At 67.1% G+C, this 21,908-nt stretch carries 20 protein-coding genes and 1 riboswitch; of the genes, 11 read left to right on the forward strand and 9 right to left on the reverse strand.

Going from position 1 to position 21,908, the window contains the following annotated elements:
• Positions 1 to 193 precede the first annotated feature (193 nt).
• The 6 genes from pdxR (at position 194) to QTH86_RS19205 (ending at position 5,190) form a co-directional block, all read left to right on the forward strand.
• Entirely contained in the window at positions 194 to 1,720 is a 1,527-nt protein-coding gene (pdxR, locus tag QTH86_RS19180) for a MocR-like pyridoxine biosynthesis transcription factor PdxR (RefSeq protein WP_286647826.1), read from the forward strand.
• A 365-nt stretch (positions 1,721 to 2,085) separates the two neighbouring features.
• The gene (locus QTH86_RS19185) at positions 2,086 to 2,388 is read left to right on the forward strand and encodes a hypothetical protein (RefSeq protein WP_286647827.1); all 303 of its coding nucleotides are present in this window, start codon (positions 2,086 to 2,088) and stop codon (positions 2,386 to 2,388) included.
• 48 nt (positions 2,389 to 2,436) lie between these two features.
• Positions 2,437 to 3,471: a hypothetical protein gene (locus QTH86_RS19190; protein ID WP_286647828.1), complete on the forward strand. Its 1,035-nt coding sequence runs from the start codon at positions 2,437 to 2,439 to the stop codon at positions 3,469 to 3,471.
• A 10-nt stretch (positions 3,472 to 3,481) separates the two neighbouring features.
• Entirely contained in the window at positions 3,482 to 4,081 is a 600-nt protein-coding gene (locus tag QTH86_RS19195) for an AbiU2 domain-containing protein (RefSeq protein WP_286647829.1), read from the forward strand.
• A 342-nt stretch (positions 4,082 to 4,423) separates the two neighbouring features.
• Positions 4,424 to 4,804, forward strand: coding sequence for a VOC family protein (locus QTH86_RS19200; protein ID WP_286647830.1), 381 nt, complete (start codon positions 4,424 to 4,426; stop codon positions 4,802 to 4,804).
• Positions 4,801 to 5,190, forward strand: a complete 390-nt coding sequence (locus QTH86_RS19205) for a VOC family protein (protein WP_286647831.1) — start codon at positions 4,801 to 4,803, stop codon at positions 5,188 to 5,190. The genes QTH86_RS19200 and QTH86_RS19205 overlap by 4 nt, the downstream gene beginning before the upstream one ends.
• Before the next feature lie 19 nt (positions 5,191 to 5,209).
• Here the strand turns inward: QTH86_RS19205 and QTH86_RS19210 are convergent, their stop codons facing one another.
• The 7 genes from QTH86_RS19210 to QTH86_RS19240 all read right to left on the reverse strand — a co-directional run bounded on the left by QTH86_RS19210 (position 5,210) and on the right by QTH86_RS19240 (position 14,603).
• Positions 5,210 to 5,989 carry a TerC family protein gene (locus QTH86_RS19210; protein ID WP_286647832.1) on the reverse strand — a complete coding sequence of 260 codons (780 nt, stop codon included), beginning with the start codon at positions 5,987 to 5,989 and terminating at the stop codon, positions 5,210 to 5,212.
• 115 nt (positions 5,990 to 6,104) lie between these two features.
• Positions 6,105 to 7,190, reverse strand: a complete 1,086-nt coding sequence (locus QTH86_RS19215; RefSeq protein ID WP_286647833.1) for a sensor histidine kinase — start codon at positions 7,188 to 7,190, stop codon at positions 6,105 to 6,107.
• Positions 7,191 to 7,292: 102 nt separating this feature from the next.
• Complete coding sequence (locus QTH86_RS19220; RefSeq protein ID WP_286647834.1) at positions 7,293 to 8,180, reverse strand: ABC transporter permease subunit; 888 nt, start codon at positions 8,178 to 8,180, stop codon at positions 7,293 to 7,295.
• A complete protein-coding gene (locus tag QTH86_RS19225) occupies positions 8,173 to 8,961 on the reverse strand; it encodes a taurine ABC transporter ATP-binding protein (RefSeq protein WP_286647835.1) in 789 nt (262 codons plus the stop codon). Before QTH86_RS19225 ends, QTH86_RS19220 begins: the two co-directional genes overlap by 8 nt.
• Before the next feature lie 8 nt (positions 8,962 to 8,969).
• Positions 8,970 to 9,965 carry a taurine ABC transporter substrate-binding protein gene (gene tauA, locus QTH86_RS19230; protein ID WP_286647836.1) on the reverse strand — a complete coding sequence of 332 codons (996 nt, stop codon included), beginning with the start codon at positions 9,963 to 9,965 and terminating at the stop codon, positions 8,970 to 8,972.
• Positions 9,966 to 10,156: 191 nt separating this feature from the next.
• The gene (gene uvrA, locus QTH86_RS19235; protein ID WP_286647837.1) at positions 10,157 to 13,189 is read right to left on the reverse strand and encodes an excinuclease ABC subunit UvrA; all 3,033 of its coding nucleotides are present in this window, start codon (positions 13,187 to 13,189) and stop codon (positions 10,157 to 10,159) included.
• Between the two features lie 49 nt (positions 13,190 to 13,238).
• On the reverse strand, positions 13,239 to 14,603 hold the full coding sequence (locus QTH86_RS19240) for a chloride channel protein (RefSeq protein WP_286647838.1): 1,365 nt from the start codon (positions 14,601 to 14,603) through the stop codon (positions 13,239 to 13,241).
• A gap of 102 nt (positions 14,604 to 14,705) precedes the next feature.
• Here QTH86_RS19240 and ssb point away from each other — a divergent pair, with 102 nt between their 5' ends.
• The 3 genes from ssb to QTH86_RS19255 all read left to right on the forward strand — a co-directional run bounded on the left by ssb (position 14,706) and on the right by QTH86_RS19255 (position 16,475).
• Positions 14,706 to 15,236, forward strand: coding sequence for a single-stranded DNA-binding protein (ssb, locus tag QTH86_RS19245; protein ID WP_286647839.1), 531 nt, complete (start codon positions 14,706 to 14,708; stop codon positions 15,234 to 15,236).
• Between the two features lie 147 nt (positions 15,237 to 15,383).
• A complete protein-coding gene (locus QTH86_RS19250) occupies positions 15,384 to 15,992 on the forward strand; it encodes a class I SAM-dependent methyltransferase (protein ID WP_286647840.1) in 609 nt (202 codons plus the stop codon).
• 87 nt (positions 15,993 to 16,079) lie between these two features.
• Positions 16,080 to 16,475: a tautomerase family protein gene (locus QTH86_RS19255; RefSeq protein WP_286647841.1), complete on the forward strand. Its 396-nt coding sequence runs from the start codon at positions 16,080 to 16,082 to the stop codon at positions 16,473 to 16,475.
• Between the two features lie 31 nt (positions 16,476 to 16,506).
• On the opposite strand, the gene QTH86_RS19260 is transcribed toward QTH86_RS19255, so the two are convergent.
• Both QTH86_RS19260 and QTH86_RS19265 read right to left on the reverse strand, forming a co-directional pair.
• The gene (locus QTH86_RS19260) at positions 16,507 to 17,913 is read right to left on the reverse strand and encodes a heavy metal sensor histidine kinase (protein WP_286647842.1); all 1,407 of its coding nucleotides are present in this window, start codon (positions 17,911 to 17,913) and stop codon (positions 16,507 to 16,509) included.
• The gene (locus QTH86_RS19265; RefSeq protein WP_286647843.1) at positions 17,910 to 18,605 is read right to left on the reverse strand and encodes a heavy metal response regulator transcription factor; all 696 of its coding nucleotides are present in this window, start codon (positions 18,603 to 18,605) and stop codon (positions 17,910 to 17,912) included. Before QTH86_RS19265 ends, QTH86_RS19260 begins: the two co-directional genes overlap by 4 nt.
• A 123-nt stretch (positions 18,606 to 18,728) precedes the next feature.
• Between QTH86_RS19265 and QTH86_RS19270 the strand changes: the two genes are divergently transcribed.
• Entirely contained in the window at positions 18,729 to 19,235 is a 507-nt protein-coding gene (locus tag QTH86_RS19270) for a hypothetical protein (protein WP_286647844.1), read from the forward strand.
• 133 nt (positions 19,236 to 19,368) lie between these two features.
• Positions 19,369 to 19,624, forward strand: a riboswitch (cobalamin riboswitch).
• 118 nt (positions 19,625 to 19,742) lie between these two features.
• Complete coding sequence (locus QTH86_RS19275) at positions 19,743 to 21,908, forward strand: TonB-dependent receptor (RefSeq protein WP_286647845.1); 2,166 nt, start codon at positions 19,743 to 19,745, stop codon at positions 21,906 to 21,908.

Genomic DNA, 21,908 nt, shown 5'->3' on the forward strand with positions numbered 1-21,908 from the left:
GCAGGGTCGGATCGGTGTGGCGAACGGCACGCAAACTGCGTGTGTGTGCGAGTGACCAAAGGTTAAGCTCCGCCCCTTCCGACCCATAGAGCCAGTCCGCCCCCATCGTGAAAGCCAGACCCGACACCGCATGCACCATCGACGTCCGCGCGCCCTCTTCGGGTGCGTGCGCACGCCAGGCGCGACGCGAACGATGAGCGCGCTGCCGCCCGCGTCGAGCCCGCTGTGGGCCCAGCTCTTCATGCTGGACGACAACACCCGCCTGCCGCTGCAGGCGCGGCTGCGGCTCAAGGTGGTGCAGGTCATCCTCGACGGCCGCCTCGCCCCCGGTGCGGCATTGCCGTCGTCACGCGACCTCGCGCAGGCGCTGGGCCTGAGCCGCAACACCGTCACCGCCGTGTACCAGCAACTGGTGGACGAGGCCTACCTCGAAGCGCGCCCGCGCTCGGGCGTGTTCGTGCGCCAGGGCGCACGCCCCGCCACCATCGGCGACCCCGCGCACATCGTCGACCCCTTCAGCCGAGAAGGCGCCGCGAGCGGCACGCCGCCGCACTGGGGCACGCGCGTGCTGCGCTCGCTGACCGACCAGCCCACGCTGTCGAAGCCCGACCGCTGGCGCGAAGTGCCTTACCCCTTCGTCTACGGCACGCACGACGCGCAGCTCTTTCCCACTGAAGACTTCCGCGAGTGCTGCGTGCGCAGTCTGGCGCGCTCGCAGCTGCCCCACTGGACGCCCGACTTCGAGACCGACGACGTGCCCGACCTCGTCGAGCAGATCCGCACGCGCCTCTTGCCCAAGCGCGGCGTCTTCGCGCGGCCCGAGGAGATCCTCGTCACCGTCGGCGCGCAGCACGCCTGCTACCTCATCGCCGAAGCCCTGTTCGACCGCCACACGCGCGTGGGCTTCGAAGAGCCCGGCTACCCGCATGCGCGCAACACCTTCTCGCTGCGCACGTCGCAGATCATCGGCGTGCCGGTCGACGAAGAGGGGCTGGTGGTCGAGTCGCTGCCCGCGCTCGACTACGTCTTCGTCACCCCGTCGCACCAGAGTCCGACCACGCAAACGCTGAGCCTGGAGCGCCGCCAGTGGCTGCTGCGCAAGGCCACGCTGCAGGACTTCGTCGTCATCGAAGACGACTACGAGGCCGAGAACCTCTACGCCGGCGAACCCACGCCCGCCCTCAAGAGCCTCGACAAGACCGGCCGCGTCATTTACATCGGGTCTCTGAGCAAGAGCCTGTCGCCCGCACTACGGCTCGGCTACATCGTGGCGCCGAAGGAACTGGTGAGCGAACTGCGCGTGCTGCGCCACGCCATGGTGCGGCACCCCAGCGCCTTCCTGCAGCACGCGTATGCGCTGTTCCTCTCGCTCGGCCACCACGACTCGCACGCGCGCCGCGTGAACCAGGTGCTGCGCCAGCGCATGGACGCCGCCACGAAGGCGCTGGCCGATCACATCCCCGAATTCGAATGCACGCCCGCGCAGGGCGGCGCGTCGCTATGGGTGAAGACGCCCGATTGGCTGGATGGCGGCGAGTTGGCCGTGCGGGCACGCGAGCATGGTGTGTTGATCGAACCCGGTGACGTGTTCTTTGCGCAGCCGCCGCGGCCTTGTCCGTATTTCAGGCTGCGGCTGTCGTCGATCGATGTGGGGCAGATCGAGGCGGGGGTTCGGGCGTTGAGGGAGGCGGTGAAGGGGATGGGGCGGGAGCGGGGGTGATAGGTCTGCTTCAGGTTGGCTGATCATAGGATCGCTCAGTGCCTGATAGCCGGCGTCCAGCGGTCTGAAAGGGTTGTGTGAGGCTGCGGCGTGCCGGCACTTTGCTTCAGCCTGCACCCCGGCTTTGATTCTGGCTCGTTCGGCAGAGTCTAGGATGTAGCCGCGTTCGACCATGTCACGCAACGCCTGAAAGCCCTGCGAGGTATTGCTGAGGCACTGTATTCGCTCTTCGAACGTCACTTCCATTGATCAATCTGTACCGGCCAGCGGCCGCTCGCCACAGTACACATTGCTTCAAGCTGACGCCGGCTGCGGCTCAATTTCGCATCGCCCGAGTACCATGCACCCAACAACGGAGAGACGGGATGAAGCAACTTGCAGTCTTGGCCTCAATGCTCGCCGGCGCCGCGGCGGCGCAGTCAATTCAAGTGCTGCCGGCGCCACGAGGTGAGCCGATGGCTGTTGCTATGCGCGTGATCCGCGAGGCCGAGCACCCTTGCCCCAAGGTGGTACGCGCCAGCCGAGCCCAGGATCAGTCGATCCTCGCGGCCTGTTCGAACAAAGAGAGTTATCTCGTGTTCTCGATTCGGAAGAGTTCCGGCGCGGTCATGGACGTCGCGATGAAGTGCAGCGCCGCCCGGGCCTTGGGCGTCAAGGGCGCCTGCTAGGCCCAGCGGAGACGGCGAATGCGGTCATCAATTCCTGGACTCGAGGCCGTGTACTACGGCTCCCCCATTCCGCGCGGAAAAGCTCAGCTGACCGCGCTTGCGTTGGTGTTCGATCGGATTCACTTTCCCAACGTACAGCTGCCATACGAGGGGGTGGACTTCGAAGCAGTCGAGCATGAGGCGCGGCGCATCGAGGGCTATGGGCATAGGGATCACGACACGTTGCTCGTGGTAGCCATGCTCCGCATCCTCCCCCACGTCGGCGATCTCCGAGAGTTCTGTACGTTCACAGGCGACTTCGATTCGATCTTCGGAAGCAAAGAGTCGCCCCGAGCGCATGCGCTTGTTGCCGCTCTCGAAGAGAAGCTATGGGGGCCACGTCCAGAAGGCTTTATCCCGACGTACCAACCAGCTTCCCACAAAGCCATCCCAGCTGACCGGACGGCGTCGCTCAACTATGCGAGCCCGCTCTTCTATCCGGCCAAGGCAATGATCTACGCAGCCGAAAAGGGCCTACCCTTAGTCAACGACAGCGGATTGCCCGTGCCTGGATTAGGCGGCGACTCTGTGAAAGACAATGCGCCATTGCTCGCCAGTATCTTGGCCCTAGAGTGTGTGTTCCTGGCCCTGCCTACCGTTCCGTCGTTGTCGCCGAAGGAGATCATCGCGTTGCGGGCCGAACTGCGCGGATCGATCGTCCCGTTCCGGGCGGGTTTGCTGCGCCTAGCCGTTCAGCTGAATGAGGGAATTGCGAAGGGTGCGGTGCACCAGGACATCATGGCACGCGCGCGCTTCCTCGTACAAACCGAAGTGGCCGCGAATCTTGAACAACTGCGAGCAGACGTTGAGAGAGCATCGAAGCCGTTTCTGTCCAAGGCGTTTGAAGTCGTCAAGCACGCGCCTACGCTTGCGTCTACCTATGCGACGATGGGTCTGGAGATGGCGATTGCGCAGGCGTTGGCCGCCGTCGGTGCCATCGTTCTAGACCAACGAGAAAACGGTCCCAACGCTGTCGCTGCTCGATCGCCGATGTACTACCTGTTGCGGCTGCAGCAGGTTGCTGGAGAACGCAGGGTCTTCTGATACTTCTCGCATGTCAATCCAATCGCCACTCGCAATGCCAGGTGGGCTGCGTCAGCAGTACGACCAGCTCTATCACGAAATCTTGGATCTGCACTTCACTTGGTCGCACTACCTGACGCTGTTTGGAAAGGATGCTGCGCGCGTTGACCTGCTGAACGCATGCAGTCCCAACTTCTTCGCGTTGGTGGAGCGAGAATTGTGGAACTCCATGCTTTTGCGCCTCACACGAATCACTGCCGAGGCTCAGAGCGGCCACAAGGCGAGCACGCAGATGAACCTCACCATTCGAACCTTGCCGCGCTTAGTCGATGTGCCCGCTAAGAGCGCGGTCAAATCAGCGGTGCGGAATGCGATTGAAGGCATTGAGTTCTGCGCGGCGGCTCGAAATAAATACTTGGCGCACTTGGCAGTCGGCGTGGCACTGGATCGCGAGAATGCCGGCTTCGATCTTGGCAGCCGAAAGCAAATCAATGGCGCGCTCCGTACCTTGGTGACTGTGCTGGATGCAGTCACCTCGTATTACGACGGAACCACGCACCTTTTCGACGTTCACGCTGACGCAGAGGCGCTACTTCGCGTGCTCGGACACCCAAGGTCGTTGGCAACTTGACCGCGAGCAAGGCTTTATGCGCGGGAGCGTTCCTTCTTATCGCGGCCCCTAACTGCGGGGGCAGCGTCTGCAACACTGCATTGCAGACACTTGCTCACTTACAGGGGATAACCCCGATCGCCCAAACACATCAGTAAGAAAACCCACTCCGCCCCCGATCGCGACGTTTGTGCACAGGCGCCGATGCGTTCAAGAGCACCATCTGACCCAGGCGGACGTTGGCGGTGACCACATCGACGTCACCAGCGTCGTTCACTCGAAACCGATGGCGATGCGCGCATCGTGTTGAGCTTGCCCCTACGCATAGAAAATGCCGTCCTCACCTTCCTCAGAGGAGTGCCCGTGCCACTTCGCAATGACCCACGTCCCTTCGCATTCGTACTAGCCGTCCCCGACCTCGACCGCAACACCGCGTACTTCCGCGACGCACTCGGCTTCACCGTCGAATGGCCGGGCCGGACGGACTGGCAACTCGTTCGTCGTGGCAGCGTCAGCATCATGCTGGGCCATTGCCCGGACGCACTGTTGCCTTCGGCCACCGGCGACCATGCCTACTTCGCCTACCTGCACGTGGACGATGCCCACGCCCTGCATGCGGAGTGGGCGCAGCGCGGCGCCATCGTGCTGCACCCACCCATCGACCGCGACTGGGGCATGCGCGAATTCGCGATCGCCACACCGGATGGACATCGCCTGATGGTCGGCGAGATACTGCCCTCATGATCGACCACACCGGCCTCCAAGTCTCGGACCTCTCCCGCAGCAAGCGCTTCTACGAACCCGTGCTGGCCACCCTGGGCCATGTGCCGCGGCGTGACCTGGGCGATGCTGTTGGGTACGGCAAGGCAACGCCGGGGCCGTTCGATGATCCGGCCGGGGAGTTCTGGCTGATCGAAGGCACGCCGCTCGAGCCGCGGATCCACATCGCTTTTCGCGCGCACAGCCGCGAGAGCGTGGATGCGTTCCATCGCGCCGCGCTCGCCGCGGGTGGCACGGACAACGGCGCGCCGGGCATCCGGCTGGTCTACCACCCGCACTACTACGCCTGCTTCGTGCTGGACCCGGACGGCTACAACGTCGAGGCGGTCTGCCACGCGCCGCCGGGCTGAAGGCCCGCGTGGCGCGCGGTCAGGCCGACCGGCTCTTGGCGCGCCGCGAGAGCATGTTGAGCACTTCGACCAGCGTCGAGAAGGCCATCGCAGCGTAGATGTAGCCCTTGGGCACATGCACGCCGAAGCCGTCCGCGATCAGCACGGCGCCGATCATCAGCAGGAAGCCGAGCGCCAGCATCACGACGGTCGGGTTGCGGTTGATGAAGTTCGCCAGCGGCTCGGCGGCCAGCAGCATCACGGTGACGGCGGCGATCACGGCGATCACCATCACGGCCAGGTTGTCGGTCATGCCGACGGCGGTGAGGATGGAGTCGACCGAGAACACCATGTCCAGCAGCACGATCTGCACGAGCACCGACGAGAACGCGATGGTCGCCACGGCGGCGCCGTTGGCCGTGACCGTTGCGGGGACCGGGTCGACATGGTGGTGGATTTCCTTCGTCGCCTTCCAGATCAGGAAGAGGCCGCCGGCGATCAGGATCAGGTCGCGCCACGAGAACAGCGTCTCGAAGCTCGGCGTGCCGTGCGAATCCACGGTGCCCGTCCAGCCGAGGTCGAACACCGGCGCCGTGAGCCCGACCAGCCACGCGATCATCGACAGCAGGGCGAGCCGCATGATCAGCGCCAGGCCGATGCCGATGCGCCGCGCCCGCTTGCGCTGGTGTTCCGGCAGCTTGTTCGACAGGATCGAGATGAAGATCAGGTTGTCGATGCCGAGCACGACTTCCATGATCACCAGGGCGACCAGTGCCGCCCAGGCGGTCGGGTCGGAAAACAGGGCTTGGAGGCTTTGCACGTCGTTCGGGCGGAGTGGGGGTGGGCGGATGATGCCCGCTGCGGGCGCCTCCTTCGTCGATGTCCGGCCTTTGGCTGGGCCTTTGGGCGGAGCGCCCGCTGCGCGCGTGGCGCCGTCAGGCCGGCGCCAGCGGCAACATCACGCTCACCGTGCTGCCCTGCCCAAGCCCCGCGCTCGTGGCCGACACGGTGCCCCCATGCCGCTCGACGATCTTCTTCACGATCGCCAGCCCCAGTCCCAGCCCACCTTCCGCATTCGACGCAGCCCCGGGCGCCTGCACGAAGGGCTCGAACAGGTCGTTGATCGACTCGGGCTGCATGCCGATGCCGTTGTCTCGCACGGTGACGGCCACCTTGCGTGCGGCGGTGGTGCGCAGGGCCAGCGTCACGTCGCCGCCCGGGTCGGTGTATTTGGACGCGTTGTTCAGCAGGTTCGCGAACACCTGTACGAGGCGCGTTGCGTCGCCAAGCACTTCCACCGGCTCGGTGCCCAGGTCGGTGTGGAGCCGATGGCCCTTCTTCGCGATGAGCGGCCCGCTTTGTTCGAGCGCCTGGGCCAGAACCTTCCGCAGGTCGACCGGCTGCTGCGCGATCTGGAATTCGCCGCGCATCACGCCCGAAAGGTCGACGAGGTCGTCCGCCATGCGCGTCATCTGCAGCACCTGTCGCCCGATGAGTTCGCTGGCCCACACCACCCGCTTCGCGTCGTCGGGCGCGCGGCGCAGCACTTCCTGCGCGGTGTGCAGGGCCGACAGCGGGTTGCGGATTTCGTGCCCCAGCGTGGCCATCGCGTTGTCCTTGGCGCGGTTGCTGGCCCGCAACTGCCGCACGCTTTCTGCCAGGTCGTGGCGCGACGTACGCAGTCGGCCGCCGATCACCGCGATGCTCAGCCCGATGAGCAGGAACAGCACGGTCCGGCTGATGTTCTGGGGCTGGAAGAAGTCCTGTCCGAGGCCGCTGCCGATGAAGAAATAGGTGCCGATGGAAACGCTCAGCACCGTCGCGAACAGTGCAGGCCCGAAGCCGCCGTAGAACGCGGCGACCACGATGGCCAGCGACAGGATGAGGTACGGCCCCTGCTGGCCCAGCAGCGGGTTCATCAGGAAGCGCAGTCCCAGTGCAGCCAGCACGGCCGCGAACGCGACAACATAGTCGCGCTGTTGTGCGCCGGCGGTGGGTTGCTCGGGTGGCAACAGCTGCATCGGTCTGGGCTTGGGTTCGCGGCGTCGGAAGTGGGGTTCGAGCCTGGCGCCCGAGCAACAAAGTCTAGCGAGCCTGCCAACCGGCGATGTCGGCGGAGGCGCCTACATGCGGCCTTTCCACGGCACCACCTTGCGTTCGACCCAGCGCATCAGCAGGTCGAACAGATACGCCACCACGCCGATCACGATGATGCCCATGATCACGATGTCGGTGCGCAGGAAGTTCGATGCGTTCAGCACCATCTGGCCCAGGCCGACGTTGGCGGCCACCATCTCGGCGGCGACCAGCGTGGTCCAGCCGAAGCCGATGGCGATGCGCATGCCGATCAGGATGTCGGGCATGGCCGAGGGCAGGATGACGTGGCGGATCACCTGCAGGTAGGTCGCGCCCATCGAGTAGGCAGCGTTGATCTGCTCCTGCGACGCGCTGCGCATGCCCGATCGCGCAGCGAGCGCCAGCGGTGCGAAGCAGCTCAGGAAGATCAGCAGCACCTTGGGCACTTCGTCGATGCCGAACCAGATGATGATCAGCGGCAGGTAGGCCAGCGGCGGCAGTGGCCGGTAGAACTCCAGCGGCGGGTCGAAGATGCCGCGCACCGTGCGCGACATGCCCATCGCGATGCCGATGGGAATCGCCGTCACGCAGGCCAGCACGAAGGCCGAGAACACGCGTAGCATGCTCGCGAGGAAGTGCTGCCACAGCGGCTTGTCGTTGGCCTGGCCGGTGAGGTAGTCGTAGAACTGCTGAAACACGGCCTGCGGTGTGGGCAGGAAGATCGGCTTGACCCAGCCGAGGTTGGTCACGGCGAACCACACGGCGATGAGCACCGCCACGGTGACCACGCTGATGCCCGCGCTGTTGCCTTCTCCGGGCACCTTGAAGCGCGTGGTCTTGGGCTTGGCGGCGGTGGCCGTCTGCATGGGCGCTGCAGGGGAGGCGGGTGCGGTCGGCACGGCGGCTGCCGGGGCGTCGATGGCGAGTTCAGGCATGGGCAGCCTCGCGTTGGTGAATGATGGCGAGCACCTCTTCGCGCATGCGGATGAAGGCCGGCTCCGACTTGACCTTGCGGGCGTCGCCGTGCGCCAGGAACTGGCGCGAGAAGGGCACGTCGTCGTAGACATGCGAGATGCGGCCGGGGCTGGGGCTCATCACGATCAACCGGGTGCCGAGGAACAGCGCCTCTTCCACCGAGTGCGTGATGAAGAAGACCATCTTGTTCGACTGTTGCCACGCGTGCAGCAGGATCTCCTGCACGGTCTCGCGCGTGAAGGCGTCGAGCGCACCCATGGGTTCGTCCATCAGCAGCACGGCCGGGTCGCTGGCCAGTGCACGGGCGATGCCCACGCGCTGCTGCATGCCGCCCGACAGCTCGTACACCGCGCGGTCGGCGTACTTCTCGAGGCCCACCAGCGCGAGCTTCTGTTCGGCGATGGCGTCGCGCGCAGCCTTGTCCATGCCGGCCAGGCGCAGGCCCAGTGCGACGTTGTCGCGCACGTTGAGCCACGGCATCAGCGCATGCTTCTGGAAGACCACGCCGCGGTCGGCGCCGGGGCCGGTCACGGGCTGGCCGTCGAGCAGCACCTGCCCGCTCGACGGCGGCAGGAAGCCGGCGATGCAGTTGAGCAGCGTGCTCTTGCCGCAGCCCGACGCGCCGAGCGCGACGACGAAGTCGCCGTCGTGCATCGTCAGGTTGACGGGCGCCAGTGCCTGCAGCGAGCCGCCCTTGACGGCGTAGTGGACCTCGAGGTCGCGGATGTCGAGCGTGGGCATGGGGGCGCCTACTTGGCCATCGCCTTCTGCACGTACGCGGTCGTCACGAACGCGCTGTAGTCGGGCTTGACCTCCTGCACGCGGCCCTGCTCCTTCAGGAAGGCCGCGGTGTTGGCCATGGCCTTGGCCGCGCCGCCGCCCAGCCACGCGGGCGACACCTGCTCGGCCAGCGTGGGGAAGGTGTAGAGCGCCATGGCCGGGCCGACGTCGGCCGGGTTGGCCTTGGTCCACTTGGCCATTGCCTTGGTTTGGGCGGAGTCGGCGGTCCAGCTCTTGCCCGAGGCCTTGTACTCGTCGTTGGCGCGGTTCAGCGCCTTCACGAAAGCGACCATGAAGGGCTCGTTGGCAGCGGCCCATTGCTTGTTGACGATGAGGCCTTCGAAGGTCGGTGCGCCCTTCTTGCCGATGCTGCCCGACGTGGCGATGACCTTGCCGTTGCCCTTGATCTTCGACAGCACCGGGTCCCAGATGAAGGTGGCGTCGATGTCGCCGCGCTCCCAGGCGGCAGCGATCTCGGGCGGGCGCATGTTCATCACGTTGACGTCGCGGCCGGCCACGCCGTCCATCTTCATCGCGGCCATCAGCTGGTAGTGCGCGGTCGAGACGAAGGGCGTGGCGACCTTCTTGCCCTTGAGGTCCTTCAGGCTCGTGATGTTGCTGCCGTTGCGCGCGACCAGCGCCTCGGCGTCGGCGATGTCGGCCGAGATCCAGAACAGCTGGATGTCCTGGCCCTGGCTGGCGGCCGCGGTCAGCGGGCTGGAGCCGGCTTCGCCCATCTGCACGTCGCCCGACGCCATCGCGCGGATCACGTCGCCGCCGCCCGAGAACATGCGCCAGTTGATCTTGTAGCCGGTGGCCTTCTCGACTTCGCCCGACTCCATGACCAGGCGCAGCGGCACCAGCATGTCCTGGTGGGCGAAGGTCAGTTCCTTGGTTTGCGCCGTGGCCGCACCGCTCAACACGCAGGCCGCGAAGGCCATCGACAGACAGGGGATGAATTTCATGGGAGCTCCTGAGATCGACATCTGGAATGCAGCATCTCCACGATGCCGCGCCGATGTCGACTGTGCAGGCAAGCCCCGCGCCCGGTAAGTGCCAGCCAGGCGCTGCGTTTGGGGCCAGTGGCGGCCGGCACGCTGTCGTTCTGGTGCGTGGCCGGCGGGTCGCACTCAGGCGGTGCGCATCATTCTGGCGCCTACAGCAGGCGCTTGAGGTACTTGCCCGTATGGCTCGCCTCGTTCGCCGCGATGTCTTCCGGCGTGCCTTCGCCCACCACCATGCCGCCGCCGGCACCGCCTTCGGGGCCCATGTCGATGAGCCAGTCGGCGGTCTTGATGACGTCCAGGTTGTGCTCGATCACGACGATGGTGTTGCCGGCGTCGCGCAGCTGGTGCAGCACCCGCAGCAGCAGCTCGATGTCGGCGAAGTGCAGGCCGGTGGTCGGTTCGTCCAGGATGTAGAGCGTGCGGCCGGTGTCGCGCTTGCTCAGCTCCAGCGCCAACTTCACGCGCTGTGCCTCGCCGCCCGAGAGCGTCGTGGCGGCCTGGCCCAGCTTGATGTACGAGAGGCCCACGTCGAGCAGCGTGTGCAGCTTGCGCTCGATGGTCGGCACTGCCTTCAAAAACTCGTGCGCGGCCTCGACCGTCATCTCCAGGATCTGCGCGATGTTCTTGCCCTTGTACTGGACCTCGAGCGTCTCGCGGTTGTAGCGCTGGCCGTGGCAGACCTCGCAGGGCACGTACACGTCGGGTAGGAAGTGCATCTCGACCTTCACCACGCCGTCGCCCTGGCAGGCCTCGCAGCGGCCGCCGGCGACGTTGAAGCTGAAGCGGCCCGGGCCGTAGCCGCGTTCGCGCGCGGTGTTGGTCTCGGCCATCAGCTCGCGGATGGGCGTGAACAGGCCGGTGTAGGTGGCCGGGTTGCTGCGTGGCGTGCGGCCGATGGGGCTCTGGTCGACGTTGATGACCTTGTCGAAGTACTCGATGCCTTCGATCGCTTCGTGCTCGGCCGGCTCGTCGTGCGCGCGGTAGAGCGTGCGTGCGACCGCGCTGTAGAGCGTGTCGTTCACCAGCGTGGACTTGCCCGAGCCCGACACGCCGGTCACGCAGGTCAAGAGGCCGACCGGGAAGGCGACGCTCACGTTCTTCAGGTTGTTGCCGCTTGCGCCGACCACGCGGATTTCCTGCAGGTCGGTTTGCGTGGCGAGGTGGGCCGCTTCGCGTGCGGCGCGGCGTTCGGCCGCCGGGCTCTGCGGGAAGCGCGAGGCCTTCTTGCCTTCGTTGAAGGCCGGCTTGGTCACCACCGGCAGCCACGCGGTGCGGTGCTTGGGCACCTCGATCTTCTTCGCGCCCGACAGGTACTGGCCGGTCAGCGAGTTCGGGTTGGCCTTGACCTCTTCGTAGGTGCCCTCGGCCATCACCCGGCCGCCATGCACGCCGGCGCCGGGGCCCATGTCGATGACGTGGTCGGCGGCGGCGATCATGTCCTCGTCGTGCTCGACCACGATCACGCTGTTGCCGATGTTGCGCAGGTGCTTGAGCGTGCCGATGAGCCGGTCATTGTCGCGCTGGTGCAGGCCGATGCTCGGCTCGTCGAGCACGTACATCACGCCGGTCAGGCCCGAGCCGATTTGCGACGCGAGCCGGATGCGCTGCGACTCGCCGCCCGACAGCGTCTCGGCGCTGCGGTCCAGGCTCAGGTAATTGAGACCCACGTCGTTCAGGAACTTGAGCCGCAGCCCGATCTCGCGCACCACCTTGTCGGCGATCTCGGCCTTGGCGCCGCGCAGCTTGAGCGTCTGGAAGTAGGCGAGGCTGTCGCGCAGCGTGAGGTGGCTCACCTCGTAGATCGCCAAACGTGGTGGCGTGCTGCCATCGTCGCGCGGCGTGTCGTCGACCAGGAAGACGTTGCGCGCCTCAATGCGCAGCCGCGAGCCGCCGCAGTCGGGGCAGGGCTGCAAGTTGCGGTAGCGCGCCAGGTCTTCGCGCACCAGCGTGGAGTCGGTCTCGCGGTAGCGCCGCTCCATGTTCGGGATGATCCCTTCGAACGGGTGCTTCTTCGTGAGCTTCTTGCCGGCCGAGGCGCCCGACTCCATCGTGTAGTTGAACTTGATCTCTTCCTCGCCGGAGCCCTGCAGCAACACCGCCTGCACTTCGGGTGTGAGCGATTCGAAGGGTGCGTCGATGTCGAACCGGTAGTGCTTGGCGATGCTCTCCAGCATGCTGAAGTAGTAGCCGTTGCGCCGGTCCCAGCCCTTGATCGCGCCGCTGGCGAGCGACAGCGACGGGAAGCCGACCACGCGCGCCGGGTCGAAGAACTCGCGGTGGCCCAGGCCGTCGCAGCTCGGGCAGGCGCCCACCGGCGAGTTGAAGGAAAAGAGACGCGGCTCCAGCTCTGCCAGGGAGTAGTGGCAGATCGGGCAGGCGAACTTGGCGTTGAACAGGTGTTCCTTGCCGTTCGCCCCCTCGTCGCCCATCTCCATCGCGATGGCGCGGCCGTCGGCCAGGCGCAGTGCCGCCTCGAAGCTCTCGGCCAGGCGCTGCTGCATGTCGGGGCGCGCGCGCAGGCGGTCGATCACCACGTCGATGTCGTGCTTCTCGGTCTTCTTGAGCTTGGGCAGGTCGTTGTATTCGTAGGTCTGCCCGTCGACGCGGAAGCGCACGTAGCCGGCCGCCTGCATCTCGGCGAAGAGCTCGAGGAACTCGCCCTTCTTCTCGCGCGCCACCGGCGCCAGGATCATCAGCCGAGGCTCGTCGGGGATGGCCAGCGTGGCGTCCACCATCTGCGAGACGGTCTGGGCCTGCAGCGGCAGGTGGTGGTCGGGGCAGAAGGGCGTGCCGGCGCGCGCATACAAGAGGCGCAGGTAGTCGTGGATCTCGGTGACGGTGCCCACGGTGGAACGCGGGTTGTGGCTGGTCGCCTTCTGCTCGATGCTGATCGCGGGCGACAGGCCCTCGATCACGTCGACGTCGGGTTTGTCCATCAGCTGCAGGAACTGCCGTGCATAGGCCGACAGGCTCTCGACGTAGCGGCGCTGGCCTTCGGCGTAGAGCGTGTCGAAGGCCAGGCTCGACTTGCCCGAGCCCGACAGGCCGGTGATCACCACCAGCTTGTTGCGCGGAATATCGAGGTCGACGTTCTTCAGGTTGTGGGTGCGCGCGCCGCGGATGCTGATGCGCTGCTGCGCGAGCACGGCGCCGAGGTAGACGTCATCGGGGGGCGAATTCACTGGGGGCGGTCCGTTCGGGGCAACCGAACATGATAGACGCCCGCGTGTTTCAGGGCAGGGTCGGCGGCGGGTGCACTTCGGCGGGCACGGGCTTTTGCGGCGCCCGCGCGCTGGCCGCACCCACCAGGTGCTCGGCCAGCGCCTCGTACAGCGGCCGGCTGATCATGCGCGACACCAGGCTGGCCAGCATGGCGCAGGCCATCAGGCTGAGCACCATCGAATGGCCGTCGACCATCTCCATCACGATGATGAAGGCGGTGAGCGGCGCCTGCGTCACCGCGGCCAGGAAGCCGGCCATGCCCATGGCGATCAGCGCCGGGCCGAGATCGGCGCCCGCCAGTTGCGCGATGCCGTCGCCGATGCCCGCGCCGATCGACAGCGACGGCGCAAAGATGCCGCCCGGCACGCCGCACCAGGCGGTGAGCCAGGTGGCGATGAACTTGAGCAGCGTGTAGAGCGGCGTCAGTTCGTCGTGCCCGGCGAGCATCTGCTTGACCGCCTCGGACCCCGCGCCGAAGGTGACGCCGCCCGTGACGAGACCGATCACCGCGATCAGCAGCCCGCCGACCGCCGCGAAGCGCACCGGCCAGCGCGCCCGCCAGCGGTTCAGGCGCTGCGGCGCGCCGGTGAGCGACGCGATCATCAGCCGCGAAAAGAGGCCGCCGGCCACACCGCTCGCCAATGCGACCGCCAGGCCGGGGCCGAGCAGGTTCCAGCCGACCGGCGGCACGCGGATCACGCCGAAGTAGCTCAGGTTTCCGAACACCGAGACGGCCACCAGGCCCGCCAGCACGATGCCGGTGATGATCACGCCGCTGGCGCGCGCCTCCAGCCGGCCGCTCAACTCCTCGATGGCGAAGACCACGCCGGCCAGCGGTGCGTTGAAGGCGGCTGCGATGCCGGCCGCGCCGCCGGCCACCAGCAGCGAGCGCGTGTCGATGGTGCTGTGCGGCGACAGCCAGCGCTTCGCGTGCTGCATCACGCCGGCCGCCACCTGCACCGAGGGGCCTTCGCGGCCGATCGACAGGCCGGCGAGGAAGCCCGCCGCGCCCAGGCCGATCTTGGCGACGGTCAGGCGCAGCGAGGCGAAGAGGCCGCGCTGCTCGGGCGGCAGGTCGGGGTTGAGCGCCGCCTTGATCTGCGGAATGCCCGAGCCCGAGGCGCCGCGGAACCACCGGCGCGTGGCCCAGACGATGGCGGCCGTGAGCGCCGGCGTCCAGACCAGCACCGCCCACGGGTGGCTGCCGTGCAGCGACTGGAACATCGAGAACGCCCATTCGCTCGCCATCGTGAAGCCGACCACGAACAGCCCGGCCGCCACCGCATAACCCAGCACGATGGCCCGGTCGACCCAGAGGCGAACGCTGGACAACTCGGCGCGCAGGTTCTGGAAGAAGTCGGGTTCGTGATTCACCGCATCGATTCTGAACGTTCCGCAGCGCCGGTCGGCGCGCGGCGTGGATAATCGCCGGTTCTCTTTTCCTTCCCTTCCATCCATTCATCAGGGGCAGTGCACATGGCATCGGTCAACAAAGTCATCCTCGTCGGCAATCTCGGCCGCGACCCAGAAACCAGAACCTTCCCGAGCGGCGACCAGATCTGCAACGTGACGCTGGCCACCACCGACAAGTGGAAGGACAAGGCGAGCGGCGAGATGAAGGAGGCCACCGAGTGGCACCGCCTGGTGTTCAACGGCCGCCTCGCCGAGATCGCCGCGCAGTACCTGCGCAAGGGCTCGCAGATCTACGTCGAAGGCCAGATCCGCACCCGCAAGTACCAGGACAAGGACGGCGTCGAGAAGTACGCCACCGACATCCGCGTCGACCAGATGCAGATGCTGGGCAGCCGGCAGGGCATGGGCGGTCCGTCGGGCGGCGGTGACGACGACGGCGGCTACTCGCAAGGCGGTGGCGGTGGCGGTGGTGGTGGCGGCGGTTACTCGCGCCCCCCGGCCGCGGCGCCGCGCGCACCGGCCGCACGTCCGGCCCCGGCCCCGGCCAAGTCGTCGTCCGGCTTCGACGACATGGACGACGACATTCCGTTCTGACGCCTGTCGACGGGTCGTCCACGAGGGCCGGCAGCGTTACGCTGCCGGCCTTTTTTGCGCCCGCCGTTGGGGGTGAGGGTCTTCCCCTGGCCGCGGTCGAGCGGATGGAAGCACGAAGCGCGACGGCGCGTGCAAGTAGGATCGGGCATGGAATCTGTCGACGCTGCCACCTTTGACGAGGCGTACTACGCGCGCTACTACTTCGACAAGAAGACCAAGGTGGCCGACCCGCAGCACGTCGAGCGGCTCGGTGCCTTCGTGAGTTCGTACCTCAAGTACCTCCGCGTCCCCGTCCGGCGCGTGCTGGACGTCGGCTGCGGCGTGGGCCTCTGGCGCGACATCGTCGCCCGGCACTTCCCGCAGGCGAGCTATCACGGCGTCGAGGTCAGCGAGTACCTGTGCCGCCGCTACGGCTGGGAGCGCGGCTCGGTGGTGGACTACCGTGCCCCGGAACCCTTCGACTTCGTCATCTGCCAGGGCGTGCTGGCCTACCTGAATCCCGTCGACCTGAAGCAGGCCCTGCGCAACCTCGGAACCTTGAGCCGTGGCGCGCTCTACCTCGAGGCGGTGACGCTCGAGGACTACGAGAACGACATCGTCGACGAGGACCTGACCGACCCGCTGCTGTTTCGGCACCGTGCCGATCTCTATCGGCGCGGGCTGTCGAGGAAGTTCCAGGCCTTGGGTGGCGGCATGTGGCTGAGCCGACGGGCCGATGTGCCGCTGTTTGCGCTGGAAGGCGCGGGGGCGACCTAGCGCGGTTGGCGCTGGGCACCCCTTCGGCTGGTCAACAACGGTCGCAGGTCATCACGGCCGCGGAAGGCCGCCTAGGAAAGGGTTTCGATGCCATACCTTCAGCTCGACGTGACCGGACATTATTCGACTGCAGACAAGCGCCGGCTTGCCGCTTCGATGAGCCAGACGTACGCACGCATGATGTCCGTCGACATCCGGCGGATCAGTGTGGCCGTGCGCGAGCTCGGCGATGGATCCATCTGGCGCATTGCGGCAGAAGGCGAAGCGCCCACGGCGGTCTCGGTGATGATGCTGGACATCCGCAAGGGCCGCTCTGCCGAGCTCCGCATGGCGGTGGCCCAGGCCCTGTGCGCGCACTGTGTCGAGATCCTGGGGCTGCGCGAGGACCGTCTCAACGTGGAGTTCACCCAACACGACGGCGATGAGATGTACCACCCGGCGCTGGGCGGCTACAGCCCCGACTGGACGCCGGACGAGGGCTGAGCGGGACCGGAGCCATCGGTCGTTCTTCGTCTCAATGAGGAAACCGTAGCTCGAACCGGATGGTGCCCGTCGCGGAACTCGATGCCGTGACTTCGCCCCCGTGCAAGTCCATGATGGCCTTCACGATCGCCAACCCCAGGCCGCTCGACTCGGCAGGGCGGGCGTGCACCGCATCGGCACGGTAGAAGCGGTCGAACAGCCGCTCCATCTGCGCGGGCGGAATGGGCATGCCTTCGTTCTCGACCGCCATGGTCGACATCGCGTCGCCGTGACGGGCGCTCAAGCGCACGATGGTGCCCGGCGTGCTGTAGCGCACCGCATTGGCCACGAGGTTGTGGAGGGCGCGCCGACACAGTGCGGCGTTGACCCGTGCCGTTCCGCTGGCCTGCACGTCGAACCGCAGGCCCGCCTCGTCCGCGGGGCCTTCGAAGTACTCGGCGATCCGCCCCAACTCTTCGGCCATCTCCAGCGTCGCGCGCTCGATCTGGAGGGTGGCGTGGTCGGCCTGGGCCAGAAACAGGATGTTGTCGACGGTCAGGCTGAGCCGGTTCAATTCCTGCAGGTTCGATTCGAGCACCTGCTGGTAGTCGTCGGCACTGCGCGTGCGGCTGAGGGCGACCTGCGTCTGTCCGATCAGGGCGCCGACCGGCGTGCGGATTTCGTGCGCGAGGTCCGCCGACGACTGCGAGAGTCGGTCGTAGCCGATGGCGATGCGGTCGAGCATCGCGTTGAAGGCCGCCACCATGTGCTGCAGCTCGAGCGGCGCGTCGTGCTTGGGCAGCCGGATGGCCAGGTTGGCCGGTGCGATCAGGGAGGCTTGCGCGGCCACCTGATGCAGCGATCGCAAGCCCCGGCGCAGCACCAGATAGACCAGCAGCAAGGAGGCCAGGACGGCAAGGACGGTGCTGAACAGCACCTGATTGCGGGCGCGACCGATCATCTGCGCTTCGCTGGCCAGCGGATGGCCCGTCGTGATCTCGACCAGGGCGCCGTCGTGTCCGGATCGTGCCAGGGCGGTGATCCAGCGTCCGCGCGGCAGGTCGGGGGCTCGGGCATCGCACACATCCGGCCGACCGATCGGCCGATCGGATGCGACCGGCGGCGCACAGCCTGGCAGCGGGAGACGCTCGGGATTGACGTCCACCCAAGGCAGCGCCTCGCCCGGGTGGCGCACGACGAGGACATCGCCTGCATTGCCGAGAATGGCAACGAGCAGCAGGGACTGGTCGCGCAGTTCGCTGGCCGTGCGGGCATCGCCGACCAGGCGTCGAAAGTGCTCGGTGCGCGCGATCAGCTGTTCGTCGGCATGGGTCAGGACGGCGGTGCGTACGGCGAAGAAGTAGTTGGCCCCCAGCATGCCGGTGATCGCCACGGCGATCAGCCCGCACAGCAAGGTCACGCGGACCGCGAGTGAACGCGGGCGCCACGCAGCGGTCAACGATCGCTCCCGACCGTGTCGCCCGCCGGGTCTCCGAAGGCGTAGCCGACGTTGCGCACGGTGTGAATCAAAGGCGTCGCGAACGGGCGATCCACCTTGGCGCGCAGACGCTTGACGGCGACGTCGACGACGTTGGTGTCACTGTCGAAGTTCATGTTCCAGACCTCCGAGGCGATCAAGGTGCGCGACAGGGCCTCCCCCTGCCGCTTGACCAGCAGGTGCAGCAGCAGGAACTCCTTGTTCGTCAGCGAGATCTCCTCGCCCTGGCGCGTGACCTTGCGTCGGAGCACATCGAGCTTGAGGTCGCCGATCTCGTAGGCATCGGCGTCGCGCACGGGCCCGCGGCGCAGCAGGGTGCGGATCCGCAGCACCAGCTCGGTGAAGGAGAAGGGCTTGACGAGGTAGTCGTCCGCGCCGAGTTCGAGCCCGCGGATGCGGTCGCTCAGCTGGTCGCGCGCGGTCAGGAACAGCACGCGCAGATCGTCCTTCTCGCGCAGCGCCGACATGATCTTCCAGCCGTCGATGCCGGGCAGGTTGACGTCGAGAACGACCAGGTCGTAGGCGTTGGTCAACGCCATCGCCAGGCCGTCGGTGCCCGTGCGCGACAGGTCGACGGTGTAGCCGCTTTCGCGCAGGCCCTTCTTCAGGTAGTCGCCGGTCCCGGGGTCGTCCTCGATGATCAGGATCTTCATGCCGATGGATTCTCCGCCCCGGAAACGCACGGGCCGATGACGATTTTGTCATTCACCTGTCACCCCCGGCCGCTGCCGGAATTCCTACAGTCTCGCCATCCCCACGACGAGAGACCGCTTCCCATGCCTCACCCGCTTTCCTCCCTCGGCATCGCCCATACGGTGATCAGTCTCCTGCCGCTCGGCGCAGGTCTCTACAGCCTGGCCCGCTTCGGCACCATCGAGCCGAGTGCCCGGTCCGGCCGCGTCTACCTGGTTGGCATGGTGCTGTCGGTGCTGACGGCGTTCGGCCTGTCGAGCACCGGCAAGTTCAATGCAGGGCATGCGCTGGGCATCCTGGCGTTGCTGGCCATGGTCGGCGCATGGTCGGTGCCGAAGCTGCAATTCCTCGGCAGCGCCCGCACCTACCTCGCGACGCTGGGTTGGTCCTTCAGCTTCTTCCTGTTGCTCGTGCCCGGCATCAACGAGACGCTGAGCCGTCTGCCACCGTCCCGGCCACTGGCCAGCGGTCCGGATTCGCCGCTGGTGCGGGGGGCGTTGCTGGCATGGCTGGTCGTGTTCGTCGTGGGCTATGCATGGCAAGCGAGGACCCTGTATCGACGCCGGCGACCCGGTGCGACGCAGCGCTGAAGCATCGATCCGGCCAAGCCCCGGGCATCCATCCCGGTTGGCGCTGAACTGAACCGGCTGGCGCAACGCCGCCGCTCCGGCCGCCAGGCCGCGTTCCTATAATCCGCGCGGGTTCGAGTCGGCATCAGGCCGGCTCGCCCACGGTTCGAAGGTGCCCCGACTGCGTGATGCGTCGGGGTTAAACGGGAAGCAGGTGACGCGCGTCGCAACACGCGCCAGGCCTGCGCTGCCCCCGCAACGGTCAGCGGATTGGGACCTCCTCACGGGCTGCTTCGGCAGGCCAGCCACTGCGTCTTTCGACGTGGGAAGGCGAGGAGTCCGGTCTGGGTGCGCGCCATGCACGCAGACGCTCCGCGAGCCCGGATACCGGCCTTCGCAACCGCTTCGGACGCTGCGGGCGTGCGTCGTTCCGGGCCGGTGGGTGTGCATGCACTGCGCCTGCCTGCGGCGTGCCCTGCGGCGAATTGCAATGGGTCCCGCGGGGTCGCGGGACGCTTTGGAGCACGCATGCGCACGTTGTCCCCCGTTCCCGCCCGCCTGGGCCTCCTGGCCTTGTTGTCGCTGGCTGCCGGCGACGGCATGGCGCAAGAGGCCGATGCGATGGCCGAGATCTTCGTCACCGCCACTGCGCGGCCCGAAGCGCGCAGCCGCATCGCGGCCACCACGCAGGTCATCGACCGCGCAGCCATCGAGCGTTCGACCGCCAAGTCGGTCACCGACCTGCTGGCCGAGAACGCCGTCGGCTTCTTCAGCGAATGGACCGCTGCACAGACCTCCATCAACATCCGCGGCGCCACCAGCGACGGCCAGGGCCGCGACTACAAGGGCCAGGTGCTGGTGCTGGTCAACGGCCGGCGCGCCGGCACGGCCAACATCTCGAAGCTCGGCACCCGCGAGATCGAACGCATCGAGATCGTGCGCGGCCCGGCGTCGGTGATCTACGGCAGCCAGAACATGGGCGGCGTGATCAACATCATCATGAAGAGCGGCGAGAACGCACCGCCCAGCGAGGTCGGCATCACGGGCGGCTCCTGGGGCCTGGTGAACGGCTATGCGCAGAGCAGCGGCGGCAACGACAAGATCGACTGGTACTTCGGCGTGTCGGGCGGCAAGCGCGACGACTACCGCTCGGGCAAGGGCGGCAGCACGATGGAGAACACGTCGTGGGAGCGCCGCGGCTTCGCCGGCAGCGTCGGCCTGCAGATCGACGAGCTCAACCGGCTCGAATTCAAGCTGCGCACCGACGGCATCTACAACGCGGGCTTCCGCGGATCGGGCGCCAACACGATCAGCCAGGACGATCGCACCAACGCGTCTTTCGACGCGACCTACGAAGGCCGCACGAGGGACGACCGCATGGGCTGGATGGCGCAGTTCTATTCGGTGAAGGACGAGGACGAATTCAAGTGGGCGTCGCCGGTGGTGCGCACGGGCACGGCGGCCACGCCGGGCACGTCACGCGACCACAACGACCGCCAGCTCGACATCATCGGCACGCGCCTGCAGCCGCGCTTCCAGCTGGGCGAGGGCAACGACCTGCTGCTGGGCTACGACTGGGAACGCAGCCGATTGCGCTCCGAGCGCTTTCGCGTGGCGCTGCCCGGCGGCCCGACCGGCCAGGTCGCGCCCTACGACAACAACCAGACCGAGCACGTCAACGCACTGTACTTCGAGGACGCGCAGAAGTTCTTCAGCGACAAGCTCACGGTGCGCGGTGGCGCCCGCCGCACCTGGGGCACGACCCGCTTCGACCCGACACCCAACCTGCCCCTGCAGCGCAGCGGCAGCCAGGACTACAGCGAGACCACCTGGTCGACCGGCGCGACCTGGCGCGCGCTCGACGTGCTCAACCTGCGCACCGGCATCTCCACCGGCTTCCGCGCGCCCACGTCGACCGAGCTCGGTGCCGACTTCACCGCGGTCGGCGGCGGCCGCACTTTCGGCAACCCCAGCCTGAAGCCCGAGAGCAACCGGCAGATCGAGTTCGGCAGCACGCTGCAGATGCCGGTGTGGACCGTGGACATGGCGCTGTTCCAGAACACCATCGCCGACCGCATCGTCACGGTGTCGCGCGGGCCGACGACCAACACGTCGGACTACGCCAACAACGCGGCCGACATCGTGGTGCGCGGGCTCGAGACGAATGTCGACGTGGACCTGGCCAAGGCGCTCGACTTCGGCGCCGGGGCCCACAGCCTGCACGCCTACGGCAACGGCTATTACAACTTCACCATGCGCGACAAGGGCGCGACCGCGCTCGACACCGACCGCGTGCAGCGCATGTACAAGTACGAAGCCTCGGTGGGCCTGCGCTACGGCCGCGGCACCGGCAAGCTGGCGAACGACTGGAGCCTGCAGATCGGTGCCCTGCTGCGCGGACCGATGTGGTACGACACCGAAGAGGTGCTGCTGATCCCGCAGGGCGAACCGCGCAGCACCTTCATCCACCGCAAGGGCGCCTTCACCACCTGGAACCTGCGCGGCGACTGGCGCATCGCGCCGAACGTGAAGGTGTTCGCGGGCATCAACAACCTCTTCGACCTCAACCGCAGCCCGATCTTCATCGCGCTGGACCAGAAGCCGTGCATCGCCGACGCGCGCTTCCAGAACGGCGGATGCGGCACCTCCATGCCTGGCCGCGAGTTGCAGGTCGGCATGCAGGTCACGTTCTGA

This window comes from Variovorax sp. J2L1-78, assembly GCF_030317205.1.
Taxonomy (GTDB): Bacteria; Pseudomonadota; Gammaproteobacteria; order Burkholderiales; family Burkholderiaceae_C; genus Variovorax; species Variovorax arabinosiphilus.

Excerpts from the sequence above, each read along its gene's own strand:
- QTH86_RS19225 (WP_286647835.1), bottom strand. The coding sequence starts at position 8,961 with ATGCCCACGCTCGACATCCGCGACCTCGAGGTCCACTACGCCGTCAAG.
- ssb (WP_286647839.1), top strand. The coding sequence starts at position 14,706 with ATGGCATCGGTCAACAAAGTCATCCTCGTCGGCAATCTCGGCCGCGAC.
- QTH86_RS19195 (WP_286647829.1), top strand. The coding sequence starts at position 3,482 with ATGTCAATCCAATCGCCACTCGCAATGCCAGGTGGGCTGCGTCAGCAG.
- QTH86_RS19255 (WP_286647841.1), top strand. The coding sequence starts at position 16,080 with ATGCCATACCTTCAGCTCGACGTGACCGGACATTATTCGACTGCAGAC.
- pdxR (WP_286647826.1), top strand. The coding sequence starts at position 194 with ATGAGCGCGCTGCCGCCCGCGTCGAGCCCGCTGTGGGCCCAGCTCTTC.
- QTH86_RS19205 (WP_286647831.1), top strand. The coding sequence starts at position 4,801 with ATGATCGACCACACCGGCCTCCAAGTCTCGGACCTCTCCCGCAGCAAG.
- QTH86_RS19265 (WP_286647843.1), bottom strand. The coding sequence starts at position 18,605 with ATGAAGATCCTGATCATCGAGGACGACCCCGGGACCGGCGACTACCTG.
- QTH86_RS19250 (WP_286647840.1), top strand. The coding sequence starts at position 15,384 with ATGGAATCTGTCGACGCTGCCACCTTTGACGAGGCGTACTACGCGCGC.
- QTH86_RS19185 (WP_286647827.1), top strand. The coding sequence starts at position 2,086 with ATGAAGCAACTTGCAGTCTTGGCCTCAATGCTCGCCGGCGCCGCGGCG.
- tauA (WP_286647836.1), bottom strand. The coding sequence starts at position 9,965 with ATGAAATTCATCCCCTGTCTGTCGATGGCCTTCGCGGCCTGCGTGTTG.
- QTH86_RS19270 (WP_286647844.1), top strand. The coding sequence starts at position 18,729 with ATGCCTCACCCGCTTTCCTCCCTCGGCATCGCCCATACGGTGATCAGT.
- QTH86_RS19275 (WP_286647845.1), top strand. The coding sequence starts at position 19,743 with ATGCGCACGTTGTCCCCCGTTCCCGCCCGCCTGGGCCTCCTGGCCTTG.
- QTH86_RS19215 (WP_286647833.1), bottom strand. The coding sequence starts at position 7,190 with ATGCAGCTGTTGCCACCCGAGCAACCCACCGCCGGCGCACAACAGCGC.
- QTH86_RS19220 (WP_286647834.1), bottom strand. The coding sequence starts at position 8,180 with ATGCCTGAACTCGCCATCGACGCCCCGGCAGCCGCCGTGCCGACCGCA.